At 64.3% G+C, this 13243-nt stretch carries 9 protein-coding genes and 2 pseudogenes; 6 read left to right on the plus strand and 5 right to left on the minus strand.

Going from position 1 to position 13243, the window contains the following annotated elements; all coding sequences use genetic code 11:
• Positions 1-257: 257 nt before the first annotated feature.
• From H4W01_RS07100 to H4W01_RS07110, 3 genes are read right to left on the minus strand one after another with little or no spacing between them, the layout of a single operon-like run.
• On the minus strand, positions 258-2126 hold the full coding sequence (locus tag H4W01_RS07100; protein WP_209610452.1) for a TonB-dependent receptor plug domain-containing protein: 1869 nt from the start codon (positions 2124-2126) through the stop codon (positions 258-260).
• 11 nt (positions 2127-2137) lie between these two features.
• Entirely contained in the window at positions 2138-3982 is a 1845-nt protein-coding gene (locus H4W01_RS07105; protein ID WP_209610453.1) for a hypothetical protein, read from the minus strand.
• Positions 3979-5034, minus strand: coding sequence for a ferritin-like domain-containing protein (locus H4W01_RS07110; protein ID WP_209610454.1), 1056 nt, complete (start codon positions 5032-5034; stop codon positions 3979-3981). The genes H4W01_RS07105 and H4W01_RS07110 overlap by 4 nt, the downstream gene beginning before the upstream one ends.
• Positions 5035-5300: 266 nt before the next feature.
• On the opposite strand from H4W01_RS07110, the gene H4W01_RS07115 reads away from it, so the two are divergent.
• Entirely contained in the window at positions 5301-6287 is a 987-nt protein-coding gene (locus H4W01_RS07115) for a hypothetical protein (protein ID WP_209610455.1), read from the plus strand.
• Between the two features lie 147 nt (positions 6288-6434).
• Here H4W01_RS07115 and H4W01_RS22810 read toward each other — a convergent pair.
• Positions 6435-6586: pseudogene (locus H4W01_RS22810) on the minus strand (tyrosine-type recombinase/integrase); the annotation flags it as partial.
• 395 nt (positions 6587-6981) lie between these two features.
• On the opposite strand from H4W01_RS22810, the gene H4W01_RS07120 reads away from it, so the two are divergent.
• The 4 genes and pseudogenes from H4W01_RS07120 to H4W01_RS07135 form a co-directional block, all read left to right on the plus strand.
• Positions 6982-7305, plus strand: a complete 324-nt coding sequence (locus H4W01_RS07120; protein ID WP_209610456.1) for a VOC family protein — start codon at positions 6982-6984, stop codon at positions 7303-7305.
• Between the two features lie 3 nt (positions 7306-7308).
• Positions 7309-7581 carry an ArsR/SmtB family transcription factor gene (locus tag H4W01_RS07125; protein ID WP_209610457.1) on the plus strand — a complete coding sequence of 91 codons (273 nt, stop codon included), beginning with the start codon at positions 7309-7311 and terminating at the stop codon, positions 7579-7581.
• Positions 7578-8168, plus strand: a complete 591-nt coding sequence (locus H4W01_RS07130; protein ID WP_209610458.1) for a hypothetical protein — start codon at positions 7578-7580, stop codon at positions 8166-8168. The genes H4W01_RS07125 and H4W01_RS07130 overlap by 4 nt, the downstream gene beginning before the upstream one ends.
• 161 nt (positions 8169-8329) lie before the next feature.
• A pseudogene (locus H4W01_RS07135) lies at positions 8330-8452 on the plus strand (integrase core domain-containing protein); the annotation flags it as partial.
• Between the two features lie 344 nt (positions 8453-8796).
• Here H4W01_RS07135 and H4W01_RS07140 read toward each other — a convergent pair.
• Entirely contained in the window at positions 8797-9378 is a 582-nt protein-coding gene (locus tag H4W01_RS07140) for a septation protein IspZ (protein WP_209610459.1), read from the minus strand.
• A gap of 775 nt (positions 9379-10153) precedes the next feature.
• Here H4W01_RS07140 and H4W01_RS07145 point away from each other — a divergent pair.
• Positions 10154-13045: a TonB-dependent receptor domain-containing protein gene (locus H4W01_RS07145; protein ID WP_209610460.1), complete on the plus strand. Its 2892-nt coding sequence runs from the start codon at positions 10154-10156 to the stop codon at positions 13043-13045.
• The last annotated feature ends 198 nt before the right edge of the window (positions 13046-13243 follow it).

Raw genomic sequence — 13243 nt, forward strand, 5'->3', positions numbered from 1 at the left:
TGAAGGGGAACGAATGTCCGCTGGAAAGAAACGGTCATTTCGGACGTGAGCTGCTTCATGCCGCTTAGCTGCGTTGCCTGGCTGCCTGTCCGTTTTTCGTCACCGGGGCGGGGCGATCCGCCGACGGGATATGTGAGGAAAAAGGTTCCGTGACGCCAACTCTGACGGTTTCCAGGCGATCTTGTCAGCAGAGCTAGGCCTGGCAACGCGCGACGGAAACCGAGCGGGGCCTGATTTGGTGTGGGCCTGCGGGGCGTTCATTCCCACAGGAGCGACAGCCGGACGCTGCGTCCAGGCGCGTTGGTGCCGACCGCGTTCCAGCTCCGATTGTCGCCGATATTGCGCAACGCCAGCCGCACCGAAACATTGTCGCCCGTTCGATAGGCCAAGCCGGTGTCACCCTCGAGATGGCCAGGTGTGATCCGCGCACCGGTGGGGATGGCGCTGTCATTGACGTCGCTGTTGCCGCGCAGCGTCGCGTCGGCCCGCCAAGGACCGCGGGCCCATAGCAGCCGCAGATTGCCGCTCCATTCGGGGCGGCCGCGCAGCGGCGTCGCGCTGTCGAGCGACAGATAAGTGAGAGCGCCGGCGACCGACCAGCCGCCGCCAAGGCCAAGCGACACCGCACCCTCGACACCGCGCGCACCGACGCGGGCGCGATTGACCAAGCGGAACGCGGCGGCGTCGAAATCGATCAGATTGCGGAAGCGATTGTCGAAGACGGTGACGCTGGCCTGCCCGCGCCGCAGCGGGATCTCGACGCCGGCATCGATACTGCGACTGGTCTCGGGTGCCAGCGCCGGATTGCCGATCAGCGGGTGCCCGAGCGCATATAGGCTCGGCCGTTTGTAGCCGCTGGCGATGTGCGCGAACAGGCGCGGGCCGTTCGACGCGACCTGCCAACGCAGGCCGCCGCGACCCGTCCAATGGCCGTCTCCGCCCTGGAGCGTGTCGTAGCGCACCGCGCCATCTAGCGTCAGCCCGGCGGGGCCGCGCACCGTCGCCTCGGCGAAGCCGCTATGCGTCACGCGCGTCCGCGCGAAGGTGACCGGGAGCGGGAAGCCGAAATCGAGCGCGCCGGTGCTGCGCCCGTCCTCGCGCAGCACCGCGCCGCCGACGGACAGTGTCGCAGGCCCGATATCGCCGGCGAGCGTGGCGATGCCCTCGAGCCGGGCGAAGCGATCGTGCGCGGTCGTGGCCGGGACGCCATCGAGCACACCGGGCGCGATCGCAGGGATGGCGCTGTCGCCATGCTGCACCGACCAGGCAAGCGACAGGCTCGGGCGAAGCTTGAAGGCGGGATCACGGCCGACCGAGACCGCCGCGAGGCTGACGTCACCGCTGGTTCGTTCCGGGCTGCGCTCGACCGCGAGCAGCGGACCGCCGCTGTCCTCGGGAAAGCCGGTGCCGCGCTTGGTCGCATAGAGGCCGATCACCGCGACGCGGAAGCTGCCGACCGTCTGGCGGGCATGGCCGAACAGCTGGTCGCGGCGCAGCGTGCCGGCGGGGTCGCCGTCGCCGCTGTCGTAATGCCCGCCCGCGGCGATCACCCCGCCGCTATTCCAGCCGGCCGCCAGGCTTGTCGAGGCCGCGCCGCCATAGCGGCTGTCGATCCAGCCTTGCCCGCCCGGGTGCAGGCCCGCGGCGGCAGAATTGCGCGTGATAATCTGCACGACGCCAGAAAGCGCGTCCGAACCATGGATCGCCGAGGCGGCGGTTGGCGCGACCTCGATCCGTTCTACAACCAGCGGATCGAGCAGTGTGAAGTCGAACGCGCCGCCCGCGCTGTTGGTTGGATCGTTGAGCCGGACGCCGTCGATCAGCACCGTGGTGAAATTGGGCTCGCCGCCGCGGATCGTCAGGAAGCTGCCACCGGCGGGGCCCCCGGTCTGGAACGCGGTCACGCCGGGGAGCTCATCGAGGATGTCGAGCAGCGTGGCGGGCTGACGGCGTGCGACCGCTTCGCGTCCGGCGACGGAGACGCCCGCGTCCGCCCCGGTCCGCGAGGCGGTCACGACGATACTGTCGTCAGGATCGGATCCCTGCGTCTGCGTCTGCGCCTGCACCTGCGCAGCAGGCATGGCGAGGAGCGCTGCAAGCACCGCCAACGGCGTCGCGGGGTTCAAGCTCGCCGCTCTCAGCGCATGTCGCGGGCAAGCACGGCGAAATCGGGCTGCGCGACCTCGGTCTCCGGCGCGGACGCTGCGGTTGCCGTCAGCCTGGCGGTCGGCGCGGTGCCGTTGAGGAAATTGTAGAGCAACGCCCGCTGGCCGCGCGTCAGGTCGCGCGATACCGGCATGTAGCGGAAGCGCTCGAAATAGCCCGGGTCGGTGAGCTTCTTGATGAGCGGGGCATAAGCGCGGACCTGCGCCTCGTCGTCGAGCCGCAGCCAATTGTCCATGCACGGCGCGATCGCGTCCCAATAGGCGAGGACGTTGGCGTAGACATTATCCCAGCTCGGCTCCAGCTTGGCGAGCCCATCATCGTTGGGCAGGACGCGCAAATACATATAGGTGAAGACCTGCGGATTGAAGGTGTTCGGCGTGACTGGCAGCGTAGGATTGTTGCCGGGCTGGAACACCAGGCCGGTAACGGTGGCGGCCGAGGTCTTGAGCGGGAAGCTGACGCGGCCGTTGGCGTCGGTCGTCGCGGTCAGCGGGTTGTTCTCGGTCGATCCGATCTCGGTCATCGTCACGGTGATGCCGGCCCCGGCAGGCACACCGCAGGCATAGACCTGGGCCTGCCCCTGCGCGGGATCGCCCTGATCGACATACAGGTTGGGTTCGAGCGGGATCGCGCGCAGCGGCTGCTCGACGAGCAACGCGGTAGGGGTGCCCTCGATCTCGACCGAGAGGGTGAGGGCGCCGAGGTCGAGCGCGATCTGGGTGGCCGGGAGCGGCACGTCGACGATCCCCGAGGTCGCGAGATAGGCGGCTTGGTCATATTGGTCGGGCGTGAGCGTTGCGATCGGCACGGTGCCAGCCGAGAGCGTTAGATCGCCGACATTCGCCTTGTCCGGGGCGGTCGTGTTCCACGGAACGGCATTGCTAAGGTCGAGCGCAATGCGGCCGTCATCGACCCGCGCCCAGGCGGTCCCGAACGGCACCGGGGGCAGGCCATTGCCGATCGCGACCGCTGCGTTGGTGGTCACCAGCGTGCGATCGCCCGGTTCGTGAATCGGATCGCTGTCGCGCCAGATGCCGGCGGTGCCGACCAGCAGGCTGCGCGCCGGATTGGGCTGGAAGCCGCCGGCCGCGAATTTCTCGACCAGCGCTTTGGCCTGCGCCTCGACCTCTTCCGGGGAGCCGCTGGCGAGGCTCAGATCGTCATAATAGATCGTCCGGTAAGTGCAGAAGCGCGTCATCACGCCCTTCACCCCCGGCTCCGCCATGGAGCCGAGCAGCGCCTGCAGCGCGGGGGAATCATAGGCGTCGATCTTGAGCGTTGCCGGATCCCAGGCATAGCATGCCTGCCACAGGACCGATGCCACGCCGGCGATCATCGCGTTCGCGCGGTTGGCGAAGAAGTTGATGTAGCGGTCGCTCGAGCGGCGCACCGGCGCGCCGAGGATCCGGCAGCCGCCATCGATGCCGAGATGGATCGAGTCGAAGAAGAGTTGCGAGGAATAGGGGCCATAGGGCTCGGCATCGATCAGCATGCCGGCGAAATTGACCGGCGCGCTGACGAACGGATCGGTCGTATCGAGCCCGGCACCGATATCCACCCCCGAGACGCAGCAATCGTAGAAGACCGAGCGATAGGTGCCTGCCGGGTTCCAGTTCTGTGCCGGAATCTGGTCGATTGCGGCCTGGCGATACGCGCCGACCTGGTCTGCCAGCACCGTACTGCCGTCGAGCTGCGGGTCGGCCCCGACCTCGTCGTAATTGGCGGTCCAGGCCTGGTAGGTATTGTTGTTGGTGGTGACCGGATCCCAGCTGATCTCGCCGCTGAAATAGATGCGGGGGAATTCGAGGATGCTCATGCCGCGTCTCCCAGGACGAGCGTTTGGGCCGCGATGATCGGCTCATACAGGAAGGCGGGCCCTGCGACCTTGCCGTTGGCGAGCGGCGTGTTGAGCGCCTGGATCGCCGCCATGCGCAGGTCGAACATCGCGCGGACCGCGACGCCGAGCTGGCCGACCGCGCCGCCGAACGCTGCGCTGAGCGCCCTCACCATCGCGCTATAGGCCGCGTTGCATTTAGCCTGGGCGATCTGGACCGCCTCGGACTCGGCGCTGAAATCATACGTTTCGGGATCGGCGATCGCGGGATACGCCGCGCTCCAGTCGACGCCGAGCGGGCCGCCCCATTTATAGCCGGAGTCGTTCTGCTCGGCCGAGATGTCCTTTTCGAGAACCTGATTCCGCTGCATCTCCCAGAAGCGGTAGTAATGCGCGAGCATGTTCTGGAAATCGAGCGGACTGCCCTGGTTCTTCGGCGTCTTGGGCGTGCCTTCGCCCTCCGAGACGATCTGGTCGATCGCGTCGCAGGCATCCGCGCAAGTGTTGACCGCGAAGATCTGCCCCTGGAAGAATTGCGCGTCGTCGATCTGGTTGCGGTCGGGTGTCCAGGCCGAGTCTGGCAGCGCCGCCAGCGCTGCCTTCAGTCGCTCGTAATATTCGCCGATCGTCACTTGCTTGTCGCCCGGGGTCGCCCGGAGGATGCGGGGGTCGATCGGCTCGAGCGGCGCCTCGATCGCCATGCCCTGCGCCATCGCCGCTTCGGAGAAGGGATAGAGGTGGACGATCAGGCTCCCGCCTACGTCATGCGGAAGCGAGCCGGGATAGTGCGGCGGCGTGATCACCACCGTGCCGCCGATCGCGTTCATAATGTTGCACGCCAGGCACATGTGGATCATTTCCTGCAGGATCACCGACTGCAGCCGCGACTTCGCCGGCGCATTGGTATCGGGCAGGATGGTGAGCGACGCGTAAAGATAGGGCGGCAGCGTCGAGAACTCGATGTCGATGGCACCCTGTACCAGCGCCTGCACGTCGGCGACGCTGTCGGGTTCCTTCCAGAGAAGCTTGATCATGGTTCCCCTATCCCCCCTGCTCTGGTGCCGAAAATTCGAGTGTCTCCAGAATGGACGGGCAATAGATCCATAGTGGAGTTTTCTAGAACACGCGACCATATCTCCATCAAACCAAATGGATGGAGTAGTCTATATGAGACCTACTCGGACGACCGATTACATATCAGAAATTATCGACAAGCAATATTGATTGTGAGGCATATTGCGCAGTATCTATCGCAGTAGAGCACAAACGTCGCGCTCGACTCGACGGAGAGGGTGAGATCATGATCACAATCCGGCCACTGTTGATACTTTCTGGTGTCGGCATGATGATGGCTAATCCAGCAATGGCGCAGGTCTACCAGACCTATGGCACGCACAACCCGGCCGATGTCAGCCCGTGTCAGACGCCGAACTGCGTCTATCCGCGCGCACCCGGGAATCCGCCCAATCCGCTCTGGCCGGTCTATTGGCAGTCGAACTGGACGATGTACCGCGTCTACGGCCCCGACGCCTCGAAATACCCGCCGCCTTATGCCGGCAAGCCGCCGCAGGGCGCGACCTATCAGACCTCGTACGGCGCGACGCTGTACGATTCGACCTGGCGGGGGAAATCGGGCGAAGGCGCTATGGAGGAGCGGTACGACCAATATTGCCTGCCGATCTTCCCGCTCGACAACCATTTCTCCTGCAAGTTCATCTCGCTTGGCGACACCGCCTATTTCGTCGCGGGCGAGGGGCGGCCGACATGGATGCCCAAGCTCTGCCTGTTCTCGCCGCTCAACCATCCGCCGCGGCGCGACTTCGTCTCGCATCTTCCCTACAGCGCTGCGGACAGCGCGCGGATCGGGCCGGGCGGGCAGGGCTATTCCTTCTGGGTCAGCGCGCAGAACGGCTATGTGATGCAGGTCGGCGCGAGCCCGGATCGCACCGCCGATGGCGGGATCCTGTTCGGCTATGGCTTCCAGGCCAACGTCAAAGGCGAGGTCATGCCGCAATCCTTCTATTTTTCAGGCTATCCGCTCGCGCCCGCCAACGCGCCGTTCGTTAGCCAGAATTATACCAGCTTTGCCGCGACCCAACCGTCGCCCGACATCTGGGCGGAGGTGAGCGGCATCGACCCGACCACACTGCCTGCCTGCCAGCTGTTCGATCCGCCCGAGACGGCGGGCGGATCGACCAATGCGGCACTCAAGGCGGGGAGCAGCGCGCCCGTGCGCGCGCCGACCTGGGGCGATATCGGGCGGTGGAAAGTGCGAACCGCGCCTTAGCAGGCCAAGCGCCGGTGGGGGGGGATTGATGGTGACGATGCCCGGGTTCCTCGCAGCGGCATCTGCGGGATCGACGCCCCGGTCACGCGGTGCGTTACGGGAGCAGGGCAAATATTCCGTGCATTTTTGTCGACTGTGCGACCCGGATCTTACCACATCGCAACCGCGCAGCTTGCTGTCGATCGCGAAGTCGAAAAGCGCCGGGTCGCGAAGCCGCCGGTGCTGACTAGCCAGAAGCGGATAGCCCAGACCTGTTGCGGCTTGAGCGCGCGTTTCGCGCCGACGACGCGGCCTTCGTTTCAGGGGCGAAGTTCGTGAAAGGCAGGATCCATCGACGAGTGTTCCATCCCTCGCCTCCATGGAGCCGGGTCAGCACTTTGATATTAAAGGAGACGCGGTAAAGCATCGGCGCAAATATGTCGTTGGTGGCCGTCACGGCTTTGGCCGGCGCGGCTCGCGACCAACCCACGTCGTTCTAACGCTGATGCGGAGAGGGCAGGTTACGTCAGAATCCGACGTACCGGATTTCATCTGATTTCCGGCATGTGGGGAGAGCGATGGGAGCGACGACAGGCGGCCGTATTCCGATCTTGTAGTGACGGTGGGCGATACCTCTTTCGACAATAGACCTTTGCATTTCGTCGTATCGCGAAATAATATGGTCGTCGTGGGAGGTTGTAATAGGACACAGGCTATGGCGACGATCGGGCATTTCGATATTGCGGGCGACAATATGGCGGCGCTTATCGGTTTCTACGGTGGCCTGTTCGGTTGGGAGATCACGCCGCGTGGGCCGGGCTATGCGCAGGTCGCAACCCCCAATCTGCGTGGTGCGATTGTCGAGACGCCGGAGCCGTCAGCGGCGCTGGGGATAGTGGTGGACGATCTGGATGCGGCACTGGCGCAGGCAGGCGAGCTGGGCGGCATGATCGTCATGTCGGCGACCGACAATGGCTGGGTCCGCAAAGGGCAGGTCCGCGATCCCGCCGGCAATATGCTGACGCTGATCCAGAAGTGACGCTTGGGCGACGACGATCTTGACGAGATCCTGCGGGCGCTGGCGCATCCCGCGCGGCGGACGTTCCTGCGCGCCTGTTTGACGGGATCGCGGGCGGCGGGGGATTTGTCTGCCTTGTCGGATCTGTCGCTCGCCACTGTGTCGGAGCATCTGAAGGTGCTGCGTAAGACGGGGCTGTTGCAGTTGGAACGACAGGGCCGGTTCTGGATGTACCGCACCGATGCCGCGCTGCTGGACGCGGTCGCGGCGGCGATGCGCGAATTGGGAGACGCATGATGGGGCGCGAGGCGACGGCTTATGCTGAAGTGGGAAGCAAGACAGGCCAGGTCCGCGCTTTGCTGGAAAGCACCGAGCTTATCTTGCGCGGCGAGATCAGGCGGCGCTTCCCCAAGGCCGCGATGAGGCAGGTACGGGTCGAGGGCGACACGTTACAGTTCCGTGCGAACGAAGAGACCGTGGCGCTACATCTCGGCGCGACGGTGGCACAAAGCTGGGCAGCCGCGATCGCCAAGCCGCCGCCCAGCCTGCGTGCAAAGCTTGGGCTTGGCACGCAGGCGCGCGCCCTGCTGATGGGTGAGATCGCGGACGAGGTGCTGGCCGAGGCAACGCAGGGTGCGTTGGTGACGAACGGCGCAGCGGCGCAGATGATGATCGCGATCATCGACGGTCCCGACGATCTAGCCAAGGCGCAGCGTATCCACGCAAGCTTTCCCGCTTTGCCGCTCTGGACCGTTTATCCAAAGGGACGCGACGTGGCATTTGGCGACACTGCGATCCGCACCGACCTGCGCGGGGCGGGGTTCCGCGACACCAAATCCTGCGCCGTTTCCGATACCCTCACCGCCACGCGATACAATCGTTGACGGGTGATGTATCAGCGTGACTGACCTGCTGCCCGTTTCCTGGACCGTTTTGAGCTGGAAAATTCCAGTTTAGGATTGAGGGCCAAGCGATGGAGTGAGCGATGAAGAGATCGAAGTTCAGCGAGGCGCAGATTGCGTTCGTGTTGAAGCAGGCCGAGGATGGCACGACGATCGACAATGCGTTCTTCGAATCGTTCAATGGCAAGTTCTGGACGGAATGCCTGAACCAGCACTGGTTCATGAGCCTCGACGACGCGGTGGGAAAATGCGAGACTTGGCTCCGGATGGTGGTCGATGCCCTGCTTTTCACCAGATCCGCGCTGGCTCAAAGGCTAACAAACATTCGTTTACTGCCAATGCGACCGTCGTCTTGCCAGCGCCCGGAATTCGGCAGCGGGCAGACGGAGCCAATCCGGGCCCTAAAGCTGAGTTCTGAACAAACGGCGAGTGTCCCCTGCGCTCTGTCAAAGCAGCGATGGCGGCGTTAGGAACGAACGACCGCATTTGGGAAGCTGCGAGGCCAGCGTGAATGGCGGATCGTGGGTCTTCACGACCGCGAAGCTGCCGGTCGGCTCGTGCCCAGTTTCGAACAGTCACCGAGCGTGCCGGTGCGTGCGCGAACGAGCGTTTAGACGTCAGCAACCTGGTCGGTGGAACGAGCGCTAAATGCGGCACCTGCTCGGGCGCGCAAGACGCCATATTGGACGGAGAACAGCGCCAGCTTTGAACCAGAGGCTAGAACGAGCAGCAACGTTGCCGCTCGGTGGGGTGGCAGCGTGGCGACGAGCAAGACGTTCGCGGCTGCCGTCCCGAACATCAGCCATGCCCATGCCCACCCGACATGATCCCAAATACCCGTGGGCAGCAGGTCCAGCGCTATGGCAGGTACGTAGCGCTTGACCCATCCGCGCGGCAGCATCGTCGCTCCGATACAGCAATAGATGATGCTCGGCTTGAGTAGCAGGAAGCGTGCACTGTGCGTCAGCAGCGACACGCCGCCGAGGCTGATGGTGAGGGCGATGCCGATCACGAGCAGACCTGGAACAGCTTCGTGCTTCAGCTTGTGCCGGACCGCTTGAGCAACGCCGACCGTCAACCCAATTGCAGCCGCCCATATGACGGCCCCCGTTAGCACGAAGATCAGGTAGAAAACTAACGTGCCGATAAGGTCTTCGAAGAGGGGGCGTGCGGTGTGAACCAGATATCGCATCGGCATGCTCCTCCGCGCTCAGTGACTATAAGGCGATCCGCCGTTCCCCGCAATTTTGCCACGCCCCCGGGTGATGTCCACCAACCACTAAACGGTGCTGTCTCCGATGCTCCAGGCTGAGCCTGAAAACTGCCGCTCGACTGGACCTGAACACATGGCTGCCAACTCAAATTGCGAATCTCCCGCTGTGCAAACAGCGGGCCTTTTTCCGTTTACTGCGATGGGAAGGATGCTCGCGCGATCGCCTTTGAGCTCGCTTGCCAGCACGCCTTCCCGTGGCGTTCGAGCACGTCGCGACGGATGTTCACCCGATTGCCGCACCTTCCCTTGTCGCGCGCGGTCGGGCATCCAACCGGGGTCGATGAGATGTGCGAGTAGCCGCCGCCGCAGATTCCACACTTGGCAGGCCGGAGAGAAGATACCGCGCGTTCGCGGAAGGCGGCCATACCGCCTGTGGAGCGGCGCGCAGCTGCGTCTGGGCCTGTCGGGCCGTGGCGGCGTCCCATAATGCTGCTTCGACGATGCGAAGCGCCGGCACGGGTGACGCTGCGCATTTCAGGCCGCCGCACGGCGCATCGCGGCACGCGGATGGGCGATTCCGGGGCCATTGCAAACCAAATCCGGGGGTGTGTTTCGATAGTCACAAATTAACCACACTGCCAAGGAAACGACCGGTCGCGCGCATTGCCCCCTTGCGGCCACCGTGTCGATTGTTTCACCATCCTGTCATAAACCCGGAGAGGATGTCGCAAAGACGACAAACGGGGAAACAATCATGCTTAAAGCTATCTCGCCTTATTATCTGGGTGCCGCCATGGTGGCGCTCGCGGTCGGCATTTCCGTTGCTCCGGCGTCGGCGCAGGTCGCGCCAGAAAATGCCACCGCCGCCTCCGACCAGGATATTGTCGTCACCGGATCGCGCATCCGCCGCAGCCCGCTCGACCAGGACAAGCCGGTCGTCACCGTCGACCAGGCCGCGATCGCGCGTACCGGCCTGAGCTCGGTCGCCGACGTGCTGCAGCGCTTGCCGAGCGCGGGCGGGGGGCTCAACACCAAGGTCAACAATGCCGGCAATATCGGTGGTCCGCCCGACGGCACCGGCGTCAGCTCGGGCGCGGCGGAAATCGACCTGCGCTATCTCGGGGCCAAGCGCACGCTCGTGCTGGTCGACGGCCTGCGCTACGTCAACGGCTCGTCGGCGGGCGGCATCCCGGCATCGGTCGATCTCAACGAAATCCCGATGAACTCGATCGAACGGATCGAAGTCCTGCAATCGGGCGCATCGCCGCTCTACGGCACCGATGCGGTGGCCGGCGTGGTCAACATCATCACCAAGCAGGCGCAGAAGGGGCTGCAGGCCAACGCCCAGTTCGGCACCTTCCGCCAGGGCGATGGCCATACCCAGAATTACGAGCTCAGCTACGGCATCCAAAAGCCCGCAAGCGGCACCTCGGTCGTGCTCGGCGGCTATTATACCAAGCAGGAAGCGGTCAGCACCGGCAATCGGGCGATTTCGCTGTTCCCGGCATCGGGTGCGGTGTCGTGCCAGGATCCCGCCTTTGCCGCGACCGGTGGCGTCGGGTGCAGCGGCTCGCCGCCGCTCGGGCGCTACCGCGTGCTGGGGCAGAATTTGACGCTCAAGGCACCCGTCATCGGACGCACCGCGACGCTGGCCGATTTCAAGACCTTCACCGATGCCGACCGCTTCAACTTCGCGCCGTTCAACTATCTGCTGACGCCGTCGGAGCGGTATGGCGGATTCCTGAACTTCAAGCAGGCGCTGAGCGACAACGTCAACATGCGGGTGAAGCTGGTCTATAACCACCGCCACTCGACCACCGAGGCGGCGTTCCTGCCGCTCGTGATCGGGCCGGGTGCCGGCAACGGCAATCTGCTCGATCGGATCTCGGTCGACGCGAGCAACCCCTATAACCCGTTCGGGGTCACGCTGTCCTCGGGGGTTAACCTCGACGGCACGCCGTCGGGCGTGCCCGCCAATTACGTCGCGATCAATCGTCGTTTCGTCGAGGGTGGCCAGCGTATCTTCACGCAGGATGTCGACACCTTCTCGGGAACGGTGACGCTCGACGGCTCGTTCCACATCGGCGAGCATAAGTGGTTCTGGGATGCGAACGCGGTCTATGGCCTCAACGATGCGCACCAGCTCTTCACCGGCAACGTCAACGCCGCCAAGCTCGCGCAGGCGCTTGGGCCAGTCTCGCAATGCACCGGTGCGTGCGTGCCGTTCAACATCTTCGGTGGTGCAACGGTAGGCGGCGCGGGTTCGATAACGCCGGCGATGCTCGCCTTCGTCACCTTCAACGAACGCGACAAGAGCCAACAGGAACTCAATGATTTCAGCGCCAACCTTTCAGGAGCGCTGTTCACGCTGCCGGCCGGCGATGTCGGCCTGGCGATCGGCTATGAGCATCGCGATCAGGGGGCGAGCTACGACCCCGATCCCGTCATCGTCGCCGGGCTGGGTGCCGACGTGCCGACCCAACCGAGCCGCGGGCGCTTCAACGTCGATGAAATCTATGGCGAGCTTCGCGTCCCGATCCTGACCAACACCGCGTTCTTCCAGAAGCTCGAATTCGACGGCGCGGTGCGCCACTCAAACTATTCGACCTTCGGCAGCAACACGGTCTTTACCGCGTCGGGCCTGTGGAAGCCGGTTTCCGACCTGCTGTTGCGCGGCGGCTATGCCGAGAGCCTGCGCGCGCCGAGCATCGGCGAACTCTACGCCGGGGCCTCGCGCTCCGACCAGACGATCCAGGATCCGTGCACCAGCGGCCTGGGCGGCTCGTTCCAGACCAACGCGACGGTGAAGGCGAACTGCATTGCCAATGGGGTGCCGGCGAATGGCAGCTATGCCGAGCCGGCTGGCCAGATCGGCGTTTTTTCGGGCGGCAACGTCAACCTCAAGCCCGAAACCGCGAAGACCTGGACCGCAGGGGGCGTCTACAGCCCATCCTGGGCGCGCGGCGGCTTGGCCAGCGTGCTGAGCCTTGAGGTCAATTATTATTCGATCAGCCTGAAGAACGCGATCGACTCGGCCCCGGCGTCGCTGATCCTCTCGCGCTGCGCATTCAACGGCGATGCCGCGAGCTGCGCGCTGATCAAGCGCACGACTGTCGGCACCATCGCATCGGTCGGCGCGGTTCTGCAGAACCTGAACTCGATCAAGACCGATGGGCTCGACAGTACCTTGCTCTATCGCACGCCGCGGTTCCGCGGTGGCACGGCGGGCCTCAGCGTCAATGCAGCCTATCTGTTGAAATACGACGCGCTGCTGCCGACAGGCTTGCAGAAATGCGTTGGGACCGAGCGTTGCCTGTCGGTCGATCAGGCCTTCCCGCGCTTCAAGCTGAACAGCACGGTCGATTTCTCGACGCCGTCTTTCGGGGCGTCGTTTACCGGCCGCTATATCAGCGCGGTCAGGGAGAGCGATGCAACCAAGCATCGCATGACGCCAACCTTCTATGGTGACGTGCAATTCTATCTGTCGACCGACTGGATGCAAAAGTTCAAGCTGGTCGCCGGCGTCAACAACGTCTTCAACAAGCAGCCGCCCGTCTGCATCACCTGCGACGGCGCGAATTTCGATACGACCACCTATGATGTCCCCGGACAGTTCGGCTATTTGCGGCTGTCCTACGGCTTCTGAGGTTCCGCGCTGCCTAAACGTCCTGCGTGGTGTCCTTCACCGCGCAGGCACGGGCCGCATGAAACGATTTCCAACCGTGCGTTACAGACGGTCGCGCCAATGGCGAGAGAGGTGATGGGGTGGACGCCTTCGTTAGTGGTGTTCAACACCTCCGCCATTGCACATCGATGCAGGCGGGGTCCGTCTACCCCATCACCC

This window comes from Sphingomonas sp. PL20 (assembly GCF_017875905.1).
Taxonomy (GTDB): Bacteria; Pseudomonadota; Alphaproteobacteria; order Sphingomonadales; family Sphingomonadaceae; genus Sphingomonas; species Sphingomonas echinoides.